This window comes from Rhizobium subbaraonis (assembly GCF_900220975.1).
GTDB classification, from domain to species: Bacteria; Pseudomonadota; Alphaproteobacteria; order Rhizobiales; family Rhizobiaceae; genus Mycoplana; species Mycoplana subbaraonis.
The window spans coordinates 162,987-182,312 of record NZ_OBQD01000010.1 but is presented as its reverse complement, the minus strand read 5'-3'; the positions used below and the strand labels follow the sequence as shown (position 1 = coordinate 182,312).

General features: G+C 66.3%; 17 protein-coding genes. 13 read left to right on the top strand and 4 right to left on the bottom strand.

The genetic code is table 11. The annotated features are described in order from the left end of the window. Positions 1 to 2: 2 nt before the first annotated feature. The 4 genes from cobW to cobO all read left to right on the top strand — a co-directional run bounded on the left by cobW (position 3) and on the right by cobO (position 6,315). Positions 3 to 1,052 (top strand): cobalamin biosynthesis protein CobW, encoded by a 1,050-nt coding sequence (gene cobW, locus CRO48_RS16920; RefSeq protein WP_097141036.1) that lies wholly within the window; start codon positions 3 to 5, stop codon positions 1,050 to 1,052. A 229-nt stretch (positions 1,053 to 1,281) separates the two neighbouring features. Continuing rightward, a complete protein-coding gene (gene cobN / locus CRO48_RS16915; protein ID WP_097141035.1) occupies positions 1,282 to 5,277 on the top strand; it encodes a cobaltochelatase subunit CobN in 3,996 nt (1,331 codons plus the stop codon). Continuing rightward, a complete protein-coding gene (locus CRO48_RS16910; protein ID WP_097141034.1) occupies positions 5,274 to 5,663 on the top strand; it encodes a GFA family protein in 390 nt (129 codons plus the stop codon). Before cobN ends, CRO48_RS16910 begins: the two co-directional genes overlap by 4 nt. Positions 5,664 to 5,673: 10 nt before the next feature. Continuing rightward, positions 5,674 to 6,315: a cob(I)yrinic acid a,c-diamide adenosyltransferase gene (gene cobO, locus CRO48_RS16905; protein WP_097141033.1), complete on the top strand. Its 642-nt coding sequence runs from the start codon at positions 5,674 to 5,676 to the stop codon at positions 6,313 to 6,315. A gap of 21 nt (positions 6,316 to 6,336) precedes the next feature. Here cobO and CRO48_RS16900 read toward each other — a convergent pair whose 3' ends face one another. The 3 genes from CRO48_RS16900 to CRO48_RS16890 form a co-directional block, all read right to left on the bottom strand. Next, positions 6,337 to 7,122, bottom strand: a complete 786-nt coding sequence (locus tag CRO48_RS16900; protein WP_097141119.1) for a TSUP family transporter — start codon at positions 7,120 to 7,122, stop codon at positions 6,337 to 6,339. A gap of 83 nt (positions 7,123 to 7,205) precedes the next feature. Further along, the gene (locus CRO48_RS16895; protein ID WP_097141032.1) at positions 7,206 to 8,654 is read right to left on the bottom strand and encodes a GntP family permease; all 1,449 of its coding nucleotides are present in this window, start codon (positions 8,652 to 8,654) and stop codon (positions 7,206 to 7,208) included. Between the two features lies 1 nt (position 8,655). Next, positions 8,656 to 9,693 (bottom strand): patatin-like phospholipase family protein, encoded by a 1,038-nt coding sequence (locus tag CRO48_RS16890; RefSeq protein WP_097141031.1) that lies wholly within the window; start codon positions 9,691 to 9,693, stop codon positions 8,656 to 8,658. Positions 9,694 to 10,007: 314 nt separating this feature from the next. Between CRO48_RS16890 and CRO48_RS16885 the strand changes: the two genes are divergently transcribed. Genes CRO48_RS16885 through cbiB form a run of 5 tightly spaced genes read left to right on the top strand, consistent with a single transcriptional unit; the run spans position 10,008 to position 14,630 of the window. Then, entirely contained in the window at positions 10,008 to 10,499 is a 492-nt protein-coding gene (locus tag CRO48_RS16885) for a cobalamin biosynthesis protein (protein WP_097141030.1), read from the top strand. Next, positions 10,499 to 11,341, top strand: a complete 843-nt coding sequence (gene cobA, locus CRO48_RS16880) for a uroporphyrinogen-III C-methyltransferase (RefSeq protein WP_097141029.1) — start codon at positions 10,499 to 10,501, stop codon at positions 11,339 to 11,341. Before CRO48_RS16885 ends, cobA begins: the two co-directional genes overlap by 1 nt. Continuing rightward, positions 11,338 to 12,645 carry a cobyrinate a,c-diamide synthase gene (locus tag CRO48_RS16875; protein ID WP_097141028.1) on the top strand — a complete coding sequence of 436 codons (1,308 nt, stop codon included), beginning with the start codon at positions 11,338 to 11,340 and terminating at the stop codon, positions 12,643 to 12,645. Before cobA ends, CRO48_RS16875 begins: the two co-directional genes overlap by 4 nt. Beyond that, a complete protein-coding gene (gene cobD, locus CRO48_RS16870; protein ID WP_097141027.1) occupies positions 12,642 to 13,646 on the top strand; it encodes a threonine-phosphate decarboxylase CobD in 1,005 nt (334 codons plus the stop codon). Before CRO48_RS16875 ends, cobD begins: the two co-directional genes overlap by 4 nt. 3 nt (positions 13,647 to 13,649) lie before the next feature. Continuing rightward, positions 13,650 to 14,630 (top strand): adenosylcobinamide-phosphate synthase CbiB, encoded by a 981-nt coding sequence (gene cbiB, locus CRO48_RS16865; protein WP_097141026.1) that lies wholly within the window; start codon positions 13,650 to 13,652, stop codon positions 14,628 to 14,630. A gap of 4 nt (positions 14,631 to 14,634) precedes the next feature. On the opposite strand, the gene CRO48_RS16860 is transcribed toward cbiB, so the two are convergent. Beyond that, positions 14,635 to 15,360, bottom strand: coding sequence for a Crp/Fnr family transcriptional regulator (locus tag CRO48_RS16860; RefSeq protein ID WP_097141025.1), 726 nt, complete (start codon positions 15,358 to 15,360; stop codon positions 14,635 to 14,637). A 400-nt stretch (positions 15,361 to 15,760) separates the two neighbouring features. On the opposite strand from CRO48_RS16860, the gene CRO48_RS16850 reads away from it, so the two are divergent. The 4 genes from CRO48_RS16850 to CRO48_RS16835 all read left to right on the top strand — a co-directional run bounded on the left by CRO48_RS16850 (position 15,761) and on the right by CRO48_RS16835 (position 19,160). Next, a complete protein-coding gene (locus CRO48_RS16850) occupies positions 15,761 to 16,039 on the top strand; it encodes an acyl carrier protein (RefSeq protein WP_097141023.1) in 279 nt (92 codons plus the stop codon). Between the two features lie 130 nt (positions 16,040 to 16,169). Then, positions 16,170 to 16,646, top strand: a complete 477-nt coding sequence (locus CRO48_RS16845; RefSeq protein ID WP_097141022.1) for a 3-hydroxyacyl-ACP dehydratase FabZ family protein — start codon at positions 16,170 to 16,172, stop codon at positions 16,644 to 16,646. 14 nt (positions 16,647 to 16,660) lie between these two features. Continuing rightward, the gene (locus tag CRO48_RS16840; protein ID WP_097141021.1) at positions 16,661 to 17,863 is read left to right on the top strand and encodes a beta-ketoacyl-ACP synthase; all 1,203 of its coding nucleotides are present in this window, start codon (positions 16,661 to 16,663) and stop codon (positions 17,861 to 17,863) included. A 10-nt stretch (positions 17,864 to 17,873) separates the two neighbouring features. Beyond that, complete coding sequence (locus tag CRO48_RS16835) at positions 17,874 to 19,160, top strand: beta-ketoacyl-ACP synthase (protein ID WP_097141020.1); 1,287 nt, start codon at positions 17,874 to 17,876, stop codon at positions 19,158 to 19,160. The last annotated feature ends 166 nt before the right edge of the window (positions 19,161 to 19,326 follow it).

The following is a 19,326-nucleotide window of genomic DNA, read 5'->3' as shown; positions in this document are numbered from 1 at the left end:
CCATGCTCCAGCAAAAGATCCCCGCCACCGTCATCACCGGCTTTCTCGGCGCGGGCAAGACGACGATGATCCGCAATCTCCTGCAGAACGCCAATGGCAAGCGCATCGCGCTGATCATCAACGAGTTCGGCGACCTCGGCGTCGACGGCGACGTGCTGAAGGGCTGCGGTGCGGAAGCCTGCAGCGAGGACGACATCATCGAACTGACCAACGGCTGCATCTGCTGCACCGTCGCCGACGACTTCATCCCGACCATGTCGAAGCTTCTGGAGCGTGAGAACCGCCCCGATCATATCGTCATCGAGACCTCCGGCCTGGCGCTGCCGCAGCCGCTGGTCGCCGCCTTCAACTGGCCGGAGATCAAGACGCAGGTGACGGTCGACGGCGTCATCACCGTGGTCGACAGCGCCGCGGTTGCCGCCGGCCGCTTCGCGGACGACCACGATCGCGTCGATGCTCTGCGCGTGGAGGACGACAATCTCGACCACGAGAGCCCGCTGGAGGAGCTCTTCGAGGATCAGTTGACCGCGGCCGACCTGATCGTGCTGAACAAGACCGACCTGATCGACGCCGCCGGCCTGAAGACGGTGCGCGACGAGGTTTCCGCCCGCATCGCCCGCAAGCCGACCATGATCGAGGCGCGGAACGGCGACGTCGCAGCCGCCGTGCTGCTCGGGCTCGGCGTCGGTACCGAGGACGACATTGCCAACCGCAAGTCGCATCACGAGCTGGAGCATGAAAACGGCGAAGAGCACGACCACGACGAATTCGACAGCTTCGTCGTCGAGCTCGGGGCGGTTGCCGATCCGGCCGGCTTCGTCGAGCGCCTCAAGGGCGTGATCGCCGAGCACGACGTGCTGCGGGTGAAGGGGTTCGCGGACGTTCCGGGCAAGCCCATGCGGCTTCTGATCCAGGCCGTCGGCAGCCGCATCGACCAGTATTTCGAACGCGCCTGGGGCCCAGGCGAGACGCGCGGCACCCGCCTCGTCGTCATCGGCCTCCACGACATGGACGAGACTGCCGTCCGCGCGGCGATCGCCGCTGCGGTGTGATCTGCGGCATGGGCGCGCGGCAGCTCCCTTTTTCGGCACGTTGGCCGGGTTCCCGGCAGGATGGGATCGGGCAGGCTGCGTGCGCGGATTCCTGGAACGGACCCGGGGATGGCGCAGGTGTGACATGGCGGCCCCGAATTCGTCCGAGTCGTTTGTGGCCGTCAACGCCGTCATCCTCGGGCCCGTTCCGGGGATCTGAACACGTCGGCCGGCAGCGGGAGGGCGCCGCATGCACCTGCTCCTAGCCCAGAAGGGCACGATCGCCGACGGCAAGGAGGCGATCGATCTCGGCCAGACGCCGGGGGAGGTGCTGTTTCTCTCCGCCGCGGACACGGAACTGGCGTCGATCGCCGCAGCACATCGCGGCCGCAAGACGGACACGCGGCTGCGGCTTGCCAGCCTCGCCTCGCTGGCCCATCCGATGTCGGTCGATACCTATGTGGAGCGGACCGCGCGGCATGCGCGGCTGATCGTCGTGCGCGCGCTCGGGGGCGCCAGCTATTTCCGCTACGTGCTCGAGGCGCTGCATGCGACGGCGGTTGCAAACGACATCTTCATGGTGGCGCTGCCCGGCGACGATCGGCCGGACGAGGGCATCGCGCCGTTCAACCGCATTGCGGACGAGGACCGGCTGCGGTTCTGGTCCTATTTGAACGAGGGCGGCGCGGAAAATGCCGGCCGCTTCCTCGCCTATGCCGACGCGCTGGTTTTAGGCCGCGACCGACCGGCGCCGGCGGTGCCGCTCGAAAAGGCCGGCATCTGGTGGCCGGGGCGGGGCGTGGTCGATATCGCGATGTGGAGCGAGATTTGCCACTCGCCCCCGCCTTCTCCCCGTGAACGGCGAGAGCGCGCGTCCGCGGCCGGCGCTGGCTTCCCATCGCCCCGCTCGCGGGGAGACGGTGCCCGAAGGGCGGATGAGGGGCTTCTGCACCTAGGTGCTCCAGCTCTGGCGCTCACCTCTGTCCTGCCGGATGACCACGGGGGCGATGACGCGGTCGCGATCGCCACCGAGAGAGCCGTCCCGGCCACCGTCGCCATCTGCTTCTACCGCGCCTATGTCCAGAGCGGCGAGACGCGGCCGGTGGAGCTTTTGATCGAATCGCTTTCGGCGGAGGGCGTCCGCGCCCTGCCGGTGTTCGTCTCCAGCCTGAAGGACCCCGCATCCATCGAGACCGTCCGCGCCGCTTTCGCCGCCGCGTGCCCCGATGTGGTGCTGAACGCCACGAGCTTCGCCGTGTCTGCGCCCGGCGCCAACCGCAAGCCGACCGTGCTCGACGAGGCTGGTGCGCAGGTGCTGCAGGTGATTTTCTCCGGCTCGTCGCGGGAGGCCTGGGAAAAATCCGGGCAGGGCCTGACGGCGCGCGACCTTGGCATGAACGTGTCGCTGCCCGAGGTGGACGGACGGGTGCTGGCGCGGGCGGTGTCGTTCAAGGCGGCGGCGCGCTGGGACCCGGCGGTCGAGACCAACATCGTCAGCCTCGAGCCGGTGGAGGATCGCATCGGCTACTCCGCAAGGCTTGCTGCGAACTGGGCACGGCTGCGCCGCACGCAGGCCGGCGACCGGCGCGTGGCGCTGGTGATGGCCAATTATCCGAACCGCGACGGCCGGCTTGGCAACGGCGTCGGGCTGGACACGCCGGCGGGCACGCTGGAGATCCTGCGGGCGATGCGGGGCGAGGGCTATGCGACCGGCGAACTGCCTGATGACGGCGACGCGCTGATGGCGCACCTGATGGCGGGGCCGACCAATGCGGCAAGCGACGGGCGGGAGATCCGCGAGACGCTTTCGTTGAATCAATACAGGCGCTTCTTCGGAAGTCTTCCGAAAGAGATTCAGAATGTGGTGACGGCGCGCTGGGGCCCGCCCGAGGCCGATCCGTTCGTCTCGGGCGACGTCTTCGCGCTTCCGCTCTGCCGTTTCGGCGAGACGCTGGTCGGCATCCAGCCGGCGCGCGGCTATAACATCGATCCGAAGGACACCTACCATTCGCCGGACCTCGTTCCGCCGCACGGCTACTTCGCCTTCTATGCCCACCTGCGCGAGGTCTGCGACGTTCATGCCGTCGTCCATGTCGGCAAGCACGGCAATCTCGAATGGCTGCCGGGCAAGGCGCTGGCGCTGTCGGAGGCGTGCTATCCGGAGGCCGTGCTCGGGCCGATGCCGCATCTCTATCCGTTCATCGTCAACGATCCGGGCGAGGGCACGCAGGCCAAGCGCCGTTCTGCCGCCGTCATCATTGATCACCTGACGCCGCCCTTGACCCGGGCGGAGACCTACGGGCCGCTGAAGGACCTGGAGGCGCTGGTCGACGAGTATTACGACGCTTCGGGCGGCGACCCGCGCCGACTGCGGCTGCTGAGCCGCCAGATTCTCGATCTCGTGCGCGACATCGGGCTCGACCAGGATGCGGGGATCGCCAAGTCCGACGGCGAGGACGCGGCGCTCGAGAAACTCGACGCCTATCTCTGCGACCTGAAGGAGATGCAGATCCGCGACGGCCTGCACGTCTTCGGCGTCTCGCCCTCGGGACGGCTTCTGACCGACCTGACGCTGGCGCTGGCGCGGGTGCCGCGCGGTCTCGGCGAGGGGGGCGACGCCAGCCTGCAGCGCGCGATCGCGGCGGATGCGTTCAGGGGCGACGTGCCGATGCACCCGTCTTCGACGACACCGGCTGCGGCGGATCCTGCCTTCGCTTTCGACCCCCTCGATTGTGTTCCTTCCGACCCCTGGAATGGCGCGTGTCCCGATATCCTCGCCGCCCAGTCCGACGCCCCATGGCGCTCCGCCGGCGATACGGTTGAACGTATAGAGTTGATGGCGGCGAAGCTCGTGTCGGGCGAGGTGCCGTGCCCCGAGGGATGGAATGCCACGAAAGCGGTGCTGGCACAGGTCGAGGCGACCATCCGCCCTTCCATCGAAGCCTGCGGGGCCGCCGAGATGGCGGCGCTGCTGCGCGGGCTTTCGGGGCGCTTCGTCGAGCCCGGACCTTCCGGCGCGCCGACGCGGGGGCGGCCGGATGTACTGCCGACGGGGCGGAATTTCTATTCCGTCGACAGCCGCGCGGTGCCGACGCCGGCGGCGTGGGAGCTTGGCAAGAGATCGGCGGAACTGCTGGTGACCCGCTACGCGCAGGACCACGGCGAGTGGCCGACCTCGTTCGGCATTACCGCCTGGGGAACCTCGAACATGCGCACCGGCGGCGACGACATCGCCCAGGCGCTCGCCCTGATCGGCGCGAAGCCGGTTTGGGACACCGTATCGCGAAGGGTCACCGGTTACGAGATCATTCCGCCGGCGATGCTTCGCCGGCCGCGGGTGGACGTGACGCTGCGCATTTCCGGCTTCTTCCGTGACGCCTTTCCCGAGCAGATCGCGCTGTTTGACCGGGCGGTGCGGGCGATCGGGGCGCTCGACGAAGACGAGGAGGACAATCCGATCGCCGCCCGCATGCGCGCCGAGGCGTCCGCGCTGGCCGGTGATGGCATGCAGGCGGCCGATGCGCAGGCCTTGGCGGGTTACCGCGTGTTCGGCGCAAAGCCCGGGACCTACGGCGCTGGACTGCAGACGATGATGGACGAGGGCCTGTGGAAGGACCGCGGCGATCTTGCCGAGGCCTGGCTCGCCTGGGGCGCGCATGCCTATGCCGGCGAGGGCGAGGACGTTTCCAGCCGCGACCGGCTGGAGGTGCGGATGAAAAGCCTGCAGGCGATCGTCCAGAACCAGGACAATCGCGAGCACGATCTTCTGGACAGCGACGAATACTACCAGTTCGAGGGCGGCATGGCGGCTGCGGCGGCGCACGTGAGCGGTCGGCAGCCGACGGTCTACCACAATGACCATTCGCGGCCGGAAAAGCCGGTGGTGCGCACGCTGGAGGACGAGATCGGGCGCGTCGTGCGCGCCCGCGTCGTCAACCCGAAGTGGATCGACGGCGTGATGCGGCACGGCTACAAGGGCGCCTTCGAGCTGGCTGCGACCGTCGACTTCATGTTCGCCTTCGCTGCGACGACGGGGGCGGTAAAGGACCACCATTTCGAGGCGGTCTACAAGGCGTATATTCTGGACGAGCGCGTGCGCGGCTTCATGGCCGAGAAGAATCCTGCGGCGTTGAGGGAAATGTCCGATCGCCTGGTGGAGGCGATCGACCGCCGGCTATGGTCGCCCCGCTCCAATTCGGCTCGGTTTGAACTGGAGGACATCGGTGGGAAGAGGAGGGCGTCATGAACGGGCTTTCCGGACGCTGCCTGTGCCGGTCGGTGCGGTTTTCCGTTAAAGGCCCGATCATCCGCACCGGCCATTGCCATTGCAAGAGCTGCCGCCGGGCGACGTCGTCGCCGGTGACGAGCTTCTTCTGTGTGGCGAAGGCCGACGTTGCCTTCGAGGGGGAGGCGCTTCGCCATTACGCATCGTCGCCGGGCGTGTCGCGCGGCTTTTGCGGAAACTGCGGCTCGCCGCTGAGCTACGAGACGGCTGAGCGCCCCGCCGAGATCGACCTCTACGTCGCATCGCTGGACAATGCGACGAGCGTCTCGGTGACGCAGCACTGGTACTGGAACGAGCGCGTCGCTTGGTTTTCCTGCGACGACGACCTGCCGAAACACGAGAATTGAGGAGCAAGCGATGAACGACAGCGAGACAGAAACCGCCGGCATGAGCGAGGCCGAGCTTGCGCGCCATTCGGAGAAGATGGCGAAGAAGAAGCAGGCCCGCGAGAAGATCATGGCGACAAAGACCGACGAGAAGGGGCTCGTCATCGTCCACACGGGCAAGGGCAAGGGCAAGTCGACGGCCGGCTTCGGCATGATCTTCCGCCACATCGCCCACGGCAAACCCTGTGCGGTCGTGCAGTTCATCAAGGGGGCGATGATGACGGGCGAGCGGGAACTGATCGAGAAGCATTTCTCCGATGTCTGCCAGTTCCATACGCTCGGCGAAGGTTTCACCTGGGAGACGCAGGACCGCGCCCGCGACGTGGCGATGGCGCAGAAGGCCTGGGAGAAGGCGAAGGAACTGATCCGCGACGAGCGCAATTCCATGGTGCTGCTCGACGAGATCAACATCGCGCTGCGCTACGACTACATCGACGTCGCCGAGGTCATCGAATTCCTGCAGACGGAGAAGCCCCACATGACGCATGTCGTCCTGACCGGGCGCAACGCCAAGGAGGAGTTGATCGAGATCGCCGATCTAGCAACGGAGATGGAACTCCTCAAGCATCCGTTCCGGTCGGGCATCAAGGCGCAGATCGGCGTCGAGTTCTGAGCAAGGGGCGCAATCCGTCCTTTACCAGCCGAGCCAGACGCGGATCGGCTGGCTCGGATCAGCCATCAGGCGAACGGCAAGCCCGAGGCTCGTGACGATCAGAAGCGGCTTGATGATCCGCGCACCCTTCTTCATCGCGAAGCGGGAGCCGAGCTGGGCGCCGAGGAACTGGCCGATCCCCATCGTGATGCCGACCTTCCACAGCACGACGCCATATGCGAGGAAAAAGGCGAAGCCGCCGATATTGGAGCCGAAGTTGAGGAGCTTGGTATTGGCGGTCGCCTTGAGCACCCCGAAGCCCGCCAGCGACACGAAGGCCAGCATGAAGAACGAGCCGGTGCCGGGGCCGAACAGCCCATCGTAGAAGCCGATCAGCGGGACGATCGTGAAGGCGAAGGCGGCCTCGGAGAGCCGCCGGTGCCTGTCGAGGTCGCCGATGTTCGGCTTGAGGGCGAAGTAGAGCGCGATACCGACCAGCAGGCACGGCAGTGCGGCGCGCAGCGCGCCTGGGGGGATGACCGTGGCGACCGCCGCTCCGAACACCGCACCGCCTGCCGCAAGCGCCGCCATCGGCAGTTGTCGGCGAACGTCCACATGGCCGGCGCCGGCATAGGCGACTGTTGCCGAACCGGAGCCGAACAGCGACTGCAGCTTGTTGGTGCCCAGCGTTTCCAGCGGCGGAATTCCGGCAAGCAGCATGGCCGGAATGGTGATCATCCCGCCGCCGCCGGCAATCGAATCGATGAAGCCGGCGATGAAGGCAGCGATGAAAAGAAGAAGCAGGACTTGCAGGGCGAGGTCGGCCACGGAACTCAATTACCACCGGCTCAGGAACGTACTGCGGCCCTCTTTGTCAGATGAGCCGCGGAATTGCAAAGCCGAAACGGATTTCAGAAGCTGCCGACCATCCCGCCGATCAGCAGAATTGCGACCAGCGCGATGATCGCGCCGCCGATGCTGACGATGGCGATATCGCGGTAGCTCTCCCGGTGCCCGGTTCCGCAGACGGCAAGCAGCGTGATGACGGCGCCGTTGTGGGGCAGGGTGTCGAGCGTCCCGGACGAGATGACGGCGACGCGGTGTAGCAGCGACACGTCTATGCCCGCTTCATGCGCGCGCGCAATGAAGGTGGGACCGAGCGCTTCGAGGGCGATGGTCAGGCCGCCCGAAGCCGAGCCGGTCAGGGCCGAGAGAATGTTGGTGGCGACAGCCAGCGAGACGGCGGGTCCGCCTCCTATCCCGAGCACCCAGTCGCGGACGGCATCGAATGCGGGCAGGCTGGCGATGACGGCGCCGAAGCCTACAAGGCTGGATACGCTGATCGACGGCATGACCGAGGCGTTGACGCCGGCGTCGATGGTATCGCGCAGCAGCGGCAGGCGACGATAGTTGAGGCCCAGCGCCAGCACGATGCCCGCCGCCAGTGCGGCGACCACAGCCCAGACGCCGATGACGGCCGACAGGGTGGTCGCACCCCAGCGCGGTTCGGACAGGAACGCTGCGTCCATGGAGGGAAGGACGACGAGCGAGAGCAGCATATTGCCGGCGATGACGGTGACGAGCGGCGCGATCGCAGCGACAAAGGAGGGCTCGACGGCCGCAGCCTTGCCACGCGCTAGCTCTGCAGGATCGAATTCGCGCGCGGCATTGGCGTGCTCGCGCAGCTTGGGATCCTCAGTAACGTTGCGCGGCGGACGGTCGTCGCCGAAGCCTTCGCCCGCATTTCGTGCGGCGCGTTCCGCCCGCGCAAGCCACCAAAGGCCGAAGGCCGCCATGATTGCGGAAGCGATCAGTCCCAGACCCGGGGCGGCAAACGGCGTGGTGCCGAAGATCGGCATCGGGATGGCGTTCTGGATCGACGGCGTGCCCGGCATGGCGGACATGGTGAAGGTGGAGGTGCCGAGCACGATCGCGGCCGGCATCAGCCGGCGCGGAATGCCCGCCCGCCGGAACAGGTCCTCAGCCATCGGCGCGATCACGAAGAAGGCGACGAACAGGCTCACGCCGCCATAGGTGACGAGCGCACCGGCCAGCACGACGGACACGATCGCCCGGCGCATGCCGAGCCTGTCCATCAGAACGCGCGAGATCACCTTGATCGATCCGGTATCCTCCATCAGCTTGCCGAACAGGGCGCCGAGCAGAAACAGCGGAAAATACTGGGCGAAGAAGCCTGCTGCGTTGGGCATGAAGATCTGCGTCCAGCTGGCAAGCAGCGGCTCGCGGGATAGCGCGGCGGCAAGCAGCGCGGCAAGCGGGGCCAGAAGCAGGATGCTCCAGCCGCGGTAGGCGAGTGCGATCAGCAGCGCGAGGCCGGCAGCTATACCCAGAAGCCCCATCTCAATTCCCCCGGATCAGTTCGTCGATGTCGAAGGTGGGACGATGGCCGATGTCGTCGGCATGTTGCCGGATGAATTCGTCGGCCGCCTCGCGTCCCTTGTCGCGCAGCATCGTCAGGAAAGGCCATTCGGCATTCAGCTTGGAGGAGTAGCCAAGGTCGAGCATCACGTCGCCGGCGATCCGGTGCAGTCGCATCGTGCCCCAGCGCGATCCCTCGGCGTGGCCGGAACCGGCGATCTTGCGCATGATCGCCGCCATGCGCAGTTCCTTCAGCAGCACCGCGTTGAACGAGACCTCGTTCAGGCGGCTCTGGATTTCCCTCGCCGTTCGGGGCGTTTCCTGGCGCTCGATCGGATTGATCTGGACGAGGATGGTGTCCTCGGCGGCGCAGTCCTCGATCAGCGGCGTCAGCGTCGGATTGCCCGAGAAGCCGCCGTCCCAATAGGGCACGCCGTCGATCTCCACCGCCTGGTAGAGGGTCGGCAAGCAGGCGGAGGCGAGAAGAACGTCCGGCGTCAGTTCGGCGTTGCGGAACACGCGCCCGCGCCCCGTATGCACGTTGGTCGCCGTGATGAACAGCCGCACGGGGGAGGCGACCAGTCTGTCGAAATCGACGCAGGCCTCCAGGATCTCCGTCAGCGGATTCCTGCCGCTCGGGTTCATCTGGTAGGGTGAAACCATGCGCGCCATCATGTCCATGACGACGAAGGCGGGTGAGAAATCGAGCGCCCAGCGGCCGAGCATGATATCGAGCGGGGTGCGCTGGAACGGGCTGAACCGGGCGGCGTCAGACACCTTTTTCCAGAAGGTTTCAAGCGATGCACGGGCGCCTTCGGGGCCGCCGTGCTCATAGCCGTCAGCCAGGACCACTGCGTTCATGGCACCGGCCGACGTGCCGGAAATCGCTTCCAGCTTCAGCCAGTCTTCTTCAAGGAGGCGGTCGAGCACGCCCCAGGTGAACGCGCCATGCGAGCCGCCGCCCTGCAGGGCGAGGTCGATCGGTCTGGTGTTGCGGGACTTTGCATGCGGCATCGACATCAAACGAGTCCTCCGTGCGTGGCAGTGTCCTCCCGCACCGCAACAAAGCTGCCTATGCATAGTCCAAGTTTTCCTGGCCGTCACCTCTTATGATTGAATGCAAGGACTGATGGCGCAGCCGTTTCATCACACGCCGCAATCCGGTTTGACCGGGAATGGCCGCTTCGTTAAACAGGTTCGACATGCGGCGGTGCTCCCTGCGGAGCCGGAAAGGTGCCCGATGCGGTCGACCCAACAAGGGGGCCGGATGCGGGACTGCCGGAACGGACGGTTCGCGCCGCGCATGTGCATTTGCATGGGAGCGAGGCGGCCGGATGAATGACGCTGCACAAGAGGTCGTGGAAAAGCCCGCACTGGTGCTGGGTCTCGGCTGCGAGCGCGGCACGCCGCCTTCGGAGGTCATCGTGCTGGCGGAGGAGGTGCTGGACGCCGCCGGTCTCGACGCCTCTCAAAGACTTTGCCTCATAGCCTCCCTCGATACCCGCTCGGACGAGCCGGCGATGATTGCTGCCGCGCGCCATTTCGCTGTCCCCTTCCGCACCTTTGCTGCCGCGAGGCTGGAGGCCGAGACGTCGCGGCTATCCAGGCCCTCGGATGTTGTCTTCCGCCATACCGGCTGCCACGGCGTTGCCGAGGGCGCGGCGCTTGCTGCGGCTGGGGCCGACGGACGGCTCGTGGTGACAAAGCGGAAGTCCGCGCATGCGACGGCGGCGATCGCCGAATCATTTCAGATTGTTGCCGGTGTTTCTTCGCAGGGCGATTCCGCTCGATCGGAAGCCGAATCAAGTCTCGGGGGCGCTGCCTGATGGACGCGGTCTTTTCTAATCTGCCTGAACTGGAGGCCGGGAGCGTCTGGCTGGTCGGCGCCGGTCCCGGCGATCGGGGACTGTTGACCCTGCTTGCCGTGCAGGGACTGCGCCAGGCTGACGTGATCGTGCACGATGCGCTGGTCAATGCGGACTGCCTGCAGTTGGCCCGGCCGGGCGCGGAGCTGGAATTCGCCGGCAAGCGCGGCGGCAAGCCGTCGCCGAAGCAGCGCGACATCTCGCTGCGGCTGGTGGAACTGGCGCGCGCGGGCAAGCGCGTTCTGCGGCTGAAGGGCGGCGATCCTTTCGTATTCGGCCGCGGCGGCGAAGAGGCGTTGACGCTTGTCGAGCATAATGTCCCGTTCCGGGTGGTGCCGGGCATCACGGCGGGCATCGGCGGCCTTGCCTATGCCGGCATCCCCGTAACGCATCGCGAGCTCAACCACGCCGTCACCTTCCTGACGGGGCATGATTCGTCCGGCGTCGTTCCCGACCGCATCAACTGGCAGGGCATTGCCGCAGGTTCACCGGTCATCGTCATGTACATGGCGATGAAGCACATCGGCCAGATCGCTTCGAACCTTATGGCCGCCGGACGCGCGCCGGACGAACCCGTCGCCTTCGTCTGCAACGCCGCCACGGCCGCCCAGACGGTGCTGGAAACGACGCTGGCAGAGGCCGAGGCCGACGCGATGAAGGCGGGGCTGGAACCGCCGGCGATCGTCGTCGTCGGCCATGTCGTGCGGTTGCGCGGCTCGCTGGACTGGCTGGGTGCCTTGCGCGAAGGCAAGGTGTTGCTTGCCAATCCGTTCGGATCCCGGAGCATGAAGGATCCCGCATGAGCGGGCTGATGATTGCAGCACCGGCCTCCGGGTCGGGCAAGACCACGGTGACGCTTGGCCTGCTTCGGGCGCTGGCCGACGAGGGCGTCATGCTGTCGCCGGGCAAGGCGGGGCCGGACTATATCGACCCGGCGTTCCATGCCGCGGCCAGCCGCTCGGATTGCCTCAATTACGATCCATGGGCGATGCGGCCCGAGTTGCTTGCGACCCATGCATCGGAGCAGCGGCAAGACGGCAGGCTGCTGCTCATCGAGGCGATGATGGGCCTGTTCGACGGGGCTGCCGACGGAAGCGGGGCTCCCGCAGATCTTGCCGCCATGCTCGGGTTGCCGGTCGTCCTGGTCGTCGATTGCAGCCGCCTGTCACACTCGGTCGCAGCCATGGTGCGCGGCTTTGCGGACTTCCGGGCCGACATTTCCGTTCGCGGCGTGATCCTGAACAAGGTGGGCAGCGCCCGCCACGAGGCGATGCTGCGGGACGCGCTCGGCAAGGCGGGTATGTCCGTGCTGGGGGCGATCCCCCGCGACCGTCTTCTGGCCTTGCCGGAACGCCATCTCGGCCTCGTGCAGGCCGGCGAGCACGGCGCGCTGGAAGACTTCATCCGTCACGCCGCCGAAACGATGCGCAGTCATATCGACCTTCGGCAGTTGCTTTCGATAGCCGGCGACGCTGCCGGTGGCGGTGAGGCACGTCAGGCGGGTGGCATGCCGCCGCTCGGGCAGAGGATCGCGGTCGCCCGCGACAACGCGTTTGCCTTTCTCTATCCGCATCTGGTCCGGGGCTGGCAGCATCAGGGTGCGCAGCTCGATTTCTTCTCGCCGCTGCGGGACGAGGCGCCGCAAGCAGACTGCGATGCGGTCTTCCTTCCCGGCGGATATCCCGAACTGCACGGCGATGCGCTTGCCAATGCCGGCAATTTCCGCAAAGGCATGCTGGCGGCCGTCGCACGCGGGGCGCGCATCTACGGCGAGTGCGGGGGGTACATGACCTTGGGCGAGGGGCTGATCTCGGCGGATGGCACGCGACATCGTATGCTGGGCCTGCTGCCGCTCGTCACGAGCTTTGCCGAACGGCGTCGCCATCTCGGCTATCGCCGCGTGGTGCCGCTCGCAGGGTCCGGGTTCGAGGCACCGATGACGGCGCATGAGTTTCACTATTCCACGGTGGTGGAGGAGGGTGCCGCAGACCGGGTCTTCCGGGCGAGGGATGCGGCCGGGCAGGACCTCGGCATGGTAGGGCTGCGGCGCGGCAGCGTCTGCGGGTCCTACATGCACCTGATCGATCTTGCGGCAGGTGTGTCTTGAGCGCGGCGCCGATCCAGCACGGCGGCGGCATATCGGCGGCGGCCCGACGCTATGGTGGCCGCCCCGAGGACTGGCTCGACCTTTCAACCGGTATCAATCCGCGTCCGGTCGTTCTTCCGGCGATCGAGGAAGCCGCCTGGCACCGGCTGCCCGATGCCCATCGCGTCGAGAGCACCCGGCAGGCCGCCGCCCGCTACTATGGCAGCCGGGCGTGCATGCCCCTGCCCGTACCGGGGACGCAGGCGGGCATCCAGCTTCTGCCGCGACTGGTGCCGGCCGGCCGGCGGGTCGCGATCGTATCGCCGACCTATGGGGAATATGCGCGCGTGTTGCAGGCCGCCGGTCATCCCGTGGACGCGGTGAACGATGTGCGCGACCTCGACGCGGCACACGGGCTTGGCGTCGTCGTCAATCCGAACAATCCGGACGGCCGTCTCCATCGCCTCGAGGATCTGCTGGAGGCGAGGGATCGTCTCGCATCGGCTGGTGGCACCCTTGTCGTCGACGAGGCGTTCGCAGATATGGTGCCGGAGGCCTCGCTTGCGGGGCATGCCGGCAACTTGCCGGGCCTTCTCGTCTTTCGTTCCTTCGGCAAGTTCTTCGGGCTTGCCGGACTGCGGCTGGGCTTCGTCCTCGGCACGGAGAGTATCCTTGCCGATTTCGCCGACTGGCTCGGTCCCTGGTCAGTTTCCGGCCCCGCGCTTTCGATCGCCACCGGGCTGATGAACGGCGACTGCGCGCCGATCCGGCGGTCGATCCTGAAGCGCAAGGCGGCGCTCGACGAAGTGCTCGGCGGCGCTGGCCTGGAGATCCTTGGCGGTACGCCGCTTTTTTCGCTGGTGGCTGACAGGCGTGCTGCGGAAATCCATGAATGGTTGTGCGCGAGGCATGTACTCGTGCGGGTCTTCGACTATGATCGCAACTGGTTGCGTTTCGGCCTGACGCCGGACGAAGCCTGTGACCGGCGCCTTGCCGAGGCGCTCAGCCATTTTTCCGCCTGACCCATGACCGTTACACTGCTCGTTCTCGCCATCGCCCTGCTGCTCGACCGCCTCGTCGGCGATCCGCCGTGGCTCTGGAACCGCGTGCCTCATCCGGTCGTCCTGTTCGGCTGGGCCATCTCGGCGCTGGATGGGATGTTCAACGGCAAGAGGATGCGGGCGGAAACGCGCCGGTTCAACGGCGTGGTCGCGATCGGCGCCCTGCTGTCGTTGGCGCTCGTCACGGGCTACGTCATCCATATGCTGCTTTTGCTGCTTGGATGGGCCGGACTGCTGGTCGAGGCGGTCATCGTGGCGCTGTTCCTTGCGCAGAAGAGCCTCGCCGACCATGTGGGCGCCGTTGCGCAGGGCCTGAAGACCGGCGGACTGGAGGGCGGGCGGCAGGCGGTGTCGATGATCGTCGGCCGCGATCCGGCGACGCTCGACGAGCCGGCCGTCTGCAGGGCGGCGATCGAGAGCCTGGCGGAGAACTTTTCCGATGGCGTCGTCGCGCCGACGCTCTGGTACGCATTGCTCGGCCTGCCGGGACTGCTCGCCTACAAGATGCTGAACACCGCCGATTCGATGATCGGCCACAAGAACGCGAAGTATCTCGACTTCGGCTGGGCTTCGGCCCGGCTGGATGACATCGCCAACTGGCCGGCGGCGCGCTTCTCCATCCTGCTGATCGCCTTAGGTGCCTGGCGCACGGAGGGCAGGCGTGCGGCGCAGGCGGCGCTGGACGTCGGACTGCGCGACAGCGGCTTGCACCGTTCGCCCAATTCCGGCTGGCCGGAAGCGGCCATGGCCGGCGCGCTTGGCATCGGACTCGCCGGTCCGCGCATCTATGGCGGCGTGCGGGTGGACGAGCCGATGATCAATGCGGGCGGGCGGACGGTCGCGACATCCGCCGACATCCGGCGCGGTCTCTCCGTCTTCGGCCGCGCCTGCGACGGGCTGGCGTTGCTGGCGGTGACGGGCGCGCTAGTGGCTGCGGCTATCTGAGGCGTCAATCGATGCCGGCAGAATGCTGCAGGCGCTCGATGTCCGGCACGATCACGTGGCGGTTGTTCTCGATCTGGATGACGCCGTCCTTGCGGAGGCGGGTGAACTGGCGGCTGACCGTCTCGATCGTCAGGCCGAGGAAATCGGCGATGTCGGCGCGCGAAAGCGGAAGATCGAAAACGGAGCCGTCCACCGTCTCGGGATCGTAGTGCGTGGCGATGAGGAAGAGGAAGCTCGCCACCTTTTCCTGCGCGTTCTTGCGGCCGAGCGTCAGCATCCAGTCGCGGGCTTCGTCCAGTTCTTTGAGCGACTGCTGGTACAGCTTGTGCTCCAGGTCGGGCGTGCGGCCCACCAGACGCTCCAGCATCTGGCGCGGGAAGGTACAGATCTCCGCATCGGTTGCCGTCTCGGCGCTGTGCGGGCTTTCCTCGGCGAAGGGACGGCCGAGGAAATCGGGCGCGAACTGCAGGCCGACGATCTGCTGCCGCCCGTCCGGCATCATGCGGGTCAGCTTGACGACACCGCGCATGATGTTGGCGAACGCGCCCATGTCCTCGCCCTGGCCGACCACTTCCGTGCCGGCCACCAGACGCTTGCGCGTCGAGTGCTTGCTCAGTTCCACAAGCTGTTCGGGAGACAATGCGCCGCACACGCCTCCATGGCGCGCTTCGCAGGCCCGGCATACGACCGGTATCTCGGAGCTGTGGATGTCCTTGCGCTGCATATCCATGAATTTGCCCCCGACTTGTCTGCCGCTGCGCGATCCCTGAACGAGATCGGGCGTTGTTGCAATGCGACATTGTTGCCCCGGTCCCATCCGCGGCAGAATATCGCGACCTCTGATTGACAATTGTTAATTCCAGATCGGGCGCGCCGATTTGATCGAAATCAATTCGCGGAAAGATTGTGAGGGATATCCCCAGGCGGCGCCGGCTTTCTCATTGCATGTCTTCTTGCAGGTTTCGATGCATAGGATAGGCTTGCGGCCATCGATGCGCCTCGGGAAGCGGCGGTTGATGTTTGCGCAACACCATGTTGCCAAATCGCAGCAGCGCTGACACTGCCCCATTGGCATTTCCGCCGCATTTACTTATAGGATCGGCCGACCAAAGAATTCATGAGGTACTGGCGTGACAGCTACATTTGACAAGGTTGCCGACATCATCGCTGAAACCAGCGAGATCGATCGCGAGACGATCAAGCCCGAGAGCCACACGATCGACGATCTCGGCATCGACAGCCTTGACTTTCTCGACATCGTCTTTGCGATCGACAAGGAGTTCGGCATCAAGATCCCGCTCGAGCAGTGGACGCAGGACGTCAACGAAGGCAAGGTGGCGACGGAAGAGTATTTCGTTCTGCAGAACCTCTGTGCGAAGATCGACGAGTTGCGCGCCGCAAAGGCGTAAACGCCCAGTGCCGCCACGCGCGGCCTCCCGCATTCCGTTGCCGGGCGCTGACGGCCTGCCGAATATGGCAGGCCTTTGACGTTCCGGGCTTCGGTTACAAAGCGGTAACTTGCGGCTATATGGGATTGTGATGCTGCTTGAATATTTCCAGATGATCGATCGGGTGGAAGCCGTGGACGCCGAGCGCAAGACGCTCACGGCGCGTTCGATTGTGCCGTCGAAAAGTCCCGTCTTCGAAGGGCATTTTCCGGGCATGCCGCTCGTGCCGGGCGTCCTTCTGATCGAAACGATGGCGCAGGCATCCGGCTTCCTGGTGCTGGCCGCCACGAATTTCAACGCGATGCCGTTCCTGATGTCGGTCGACGGTGCCAAGATGCGCGCGTTCGTCGAGCCCGACGCCGTGCTCGACATCGAGGCGGTGCTGGAGCACGACGGTTCGGGTTTCGCCGTGACCAAGGCAAAGATCACCTCCGGCGGCAAGAAGATCTGCGACGCTCAGCTGAAGCTGCGCACCATGCCGTTCAGCGAAGTGCCGCTGGCCGACATCGTGCGCCGCCGGGCCGGCGAAGTCGGTCTGACGGATGCGCTTGCCGCAACGGCCCAATAAAGAGGAACTGACGCATGACGAAGGCGCAAAACGACGTCGTCATCACCGGCATCGGCATCGTCACCTGCCAGGGTGTCGGGACCGAGCCGCACATCGCGCTGCTGAAGGCTACGACCGCACCGGAGCTGAAGATCGACACGGAGCGGTTCGCGCCTTATCCGGTGCATCCGATGCCGGAGATCGACTGGTCCCAGCAGATCGCCAAGCGCGGCGACCAGCGGCAGATGGAGAACTGGCAGCGCCTCGGCGTCTTTGCAGCCGGCCTGGCGCTCGACGATGCCGGACTGAAGGACGATGCCGATGCTTGCGGCACGATGGACATGATCGTCGCCGCCGGCGGCGGTGAACGCGACATCAACGTCGATTCGCTGATCGTCGACGAGGGGCTGAAGCGCAACGACCGCGAGCAGCTGCTGAACGAGAAGCTGACGACGGAGCTGCGTCCGACGCTGTTTCTGGCCCAGCTCTCCAACCTGATGGCCGGCAATATCTCGATCGTCCACAAGGTGACCGGTTCCTCGCGCACCTTCATGGGCGAGGAGGCGGCCGGCATCAGCGCCATCGAGACAGCGTTCGCCCGCATTCGCGCAGGCCAGTCGACGCACACGCTGGTCGGCGGCGCCTTCGTCGCCGAGCGGCCGGACGTGATCCTGCTCTACGAGGCACTCGGCGCCCACGCGACAGGTGGCTGGACGCCGCTCTGGTCGCGCGACGAGAATGCCGGCGGCGGCATCATCGGCGGGTCCGTCGGTGCCTTCCTGGTGCTGGAATCGCGCGCGCACGCCGAAGGTCGCGGCGCCCGCATCTATGCGTCCATTGCGGAAATCGGCGGCGACCGCGGTCGTCGCGAGGATGGGCGGCTGGAACGCCGGCTGGACGCGCTGGTGGACGGCCTCGAGGCCAAGGCGGGATCCGCGATCGTCTTCTCGGGCGCATCGGGCATGCACGCGCTTGCCGATCGCGAGAAGACCTGGCTCGATGGGCGCTTTGCCGGCGTACCGGTGCGCGCTTATGGCGGCGTGACCGGACATGCGCTGGAAAGCCAGTTCCCGCTCGGGCTGGCGCTTGCCGGACTTGCGCTTGCCAACGAGGCGAAGGTTCCTGCCTTCGATCCCTTGAGCGAAGGGACGATGGACGGCGCTGCCGATACGGCGATCGTCACGACGATCGGCCATGCGCGCGGCGAGGGCATTGCAATCCTGAAGGCAGAGAAGTGAGGACGGGCGCATGACCAAGGCAGCCTTTAGGGATCATCTCGGACGCCCGATCGTCGCCGTGACAGGCATGGGCGTCATCACCTCGCTCGGGCAAGGCCTGAAGGACAACTGGGCCGCGCTTTCAGGCGGCGTTTCCGGTATCCACGGCATCACCCGCTTCCCCGTCGACGGGCTGAACACCCGTATCGCCGGCACCGTCGACTTCGTCGAACTGCCGGCGGAGAACCCGGTGGAGCGGTCCTATTTCTATGCCCGCGAAACGACTGACGAGGCCCTGGCGCAGGCCGGCCTGTCCGGCCATTTCGGCGGGCCGCTGTTTCTCGCCGCACCGCCGATCGAGCCGGAATGGAGCGCGCGCTTCGCACTTGCCGATCGCGCACCACCGTCGCAGCGACCGGGCGATGCCTATGACCGCTTCCTTACGGTACTGCGCGACAAGCCCGACCCGGCACTGCACGAGGCCTGGCTGTTCGGCGCGATTTCCGAGCGCCTCGCCGATCGCTTCGGCACGCGCGGCCTGCCGGTGACGCTGTCGACTGCCTGCGCTTCGGGTGCGACGGCGATCCAGCTCGGTGTCGAGGCGATCCGCCAGGGACGAACGGACCGGGCGCTGACGGTGGGAACCGACGGCTCGGTCACGGCCGAAGCGCTGATCCGCTTCGCGCTCCTGTCAGCACTCTCCACCCAGAACGACCCGCCACAGAAGGCCTCCAAGCCCTTCACCAAGGACCGCGACGGCTTCGTGATCGCCGAAGGGGCTGCGACGCTCGTTCTGGAATCACTGGAGTCGGCCGTCGCCCGCGGCGCGCGCGTGCTGGGCATCATGAAGGGCTGCGGCGAGAAGGCTGACCATTTCCACCGTACCCGGTCCTCGCCGGATGGCGGACCTGCGATCGCGACGATCCGCGCGGCATTGGAAGACGCGGGCATCGCCGAAGACGGCATCGGTTACATCAACGCGCACGGCACCTCGACGCCGGAAAACGACAAGATGGAGTATCTCTCCATGTCGACGGTGTTCGGGGAAGGGCTTTCCAAGATCCCGGTCTCCTCCAACAAGTCGATGATCGGCCATACGCTGACGGCGGCTGGCGCGATCGAGGCGGTGTTCTCGCTGCAGACGATGCTTACCGGCACGTTGCCGCCGACGATCAACTACCAGAACCCGGATCCGACGATCGTTCTCGATGTCGTGCCGAACGTGAAGCGCGACAAGCAGGTTTCGGCCGTGCTGTCGAACTCGTTCGGCTTCGGCGGGCAGAACGCCAGCCTGGTGATGACGGCGGAGCCTGCCTGACGGAACTGTAGTGAAGGGGCGATAAGTCTGCCTCAGCCGATAATACGCATCGCTGCCGTCATCCTCGGCCTTGTGCCGAGGATCCGGTGTCGCTGGTCAAACCCTTTGACGAAGATGGCTTACCCTGCTCCACGGGCGACGTGGCCAGATGCTCGGGACAAGCCCG

What these genes read in the sequence shown, in the direction of transcription:
- cobW (WP_097141036.1), top strand. Translation starts at nt 3, where the DNA reads ATGCTCCAGCAAAAGATCCCCGCCACCGTCATCACCGGCTTTCTCGGC.
- cobN (WP_097141035.1), top strand. Translation starts at nt 1,282, where the DNA reads ATGCACCTGCTCCTAGCCCAGAAGGGCACGATCGCCGACGGCAAGGAG.
- CRO48_RS16910 (WP_097141034.1), top strand. Translation starts at nt 5,274, where the DNA reads ATGAACGGGCTTTCCGGACGCTGCCTGTGCCGGTCGGTGCGGTTTTCC.
- cobO (WP_097141033.1), top strand. Translation starts at nt 5,674, where the DNA reads ATGAACGACAGCGAGACAGAAACCGCCGGCATGAGCGAGGCCGAGCTT.
- CRO48_RS16895 (WP_097141032.1), bottom strand. Translation starts at nt 8,654, where the DNA reads ATGGGGCTTCTGGGTATAGCTGCCGGCCTCGCGCTGCTGATCGCACTC.
- CRO48_RS16890 (WP_097141031.1), bottom strand. Translation starts at nt 9,693, where the DNA reads ATGTCGATGCCGCATGCAAAGTCCCGCAACACCAGACCGATCGACCTC.
- CRO48_RS16885 (WP_097141030.1), top strand. Translation starts at nt 10,008, where the DNA reads ATGAATGACGCTGCACAAGAGGTCGTGGAAAAGCCCGCACTGGTGCTG.
- cobA (WP_097141029.1), top strand. Translation starts at nt 10,499, where the DNA reads ATGGACGCGGTCTTTTCTAATCTGCCTGAACTGGAGGCCGGGAGCGTC.
- CRO48_RS16875 (WP_097141028.1), top strand. Translation starts at nt 11,338, where the DNA reads ATGAGCGGGCTGATGATTGCAGCACCGGCCTCCGGGTCGGGCAAGACC.
- cbiB (WP_097141026.1), top strand. Translation starts at nt 13,650, where the DNA reads ATGACCGTTACACTGCTCGTTCTCGCCATCGCCCTGCTGCTCGACCGC.
- CRO48_RS16860 (WP_097141025.1), bottom strand. Translation starts at nt 15,360, where the DNA reads ATGGATATGCAGCGCAAGGACATCCACAGCTCCGAGATACCGGTCGTA.
- CRO48_RS16845 (WP_097141022.1), top strand. Translation starts at nt 16,170, where the DNA reads ATGCTGCTTGAATATTTCCAGATGATCGATCGGGTGGAAGCCGTGGAC.
- CRO48_RS16840 (WP_097141021.1), top strand. Translation starts at nt 16,661, where the DNA reads ATGACGAAGGCGCAAAACGACGTCGTCATCACCGGCATCGGCATCGTC.
- CRO48_RS16835 (WP_097141020.1), top strand. Translation starts at nt 17,874, where the DNA reads ATGACCAAGGCAGCCTTTAGGGATCATCTCGGACGCCCGATCGTCGCC.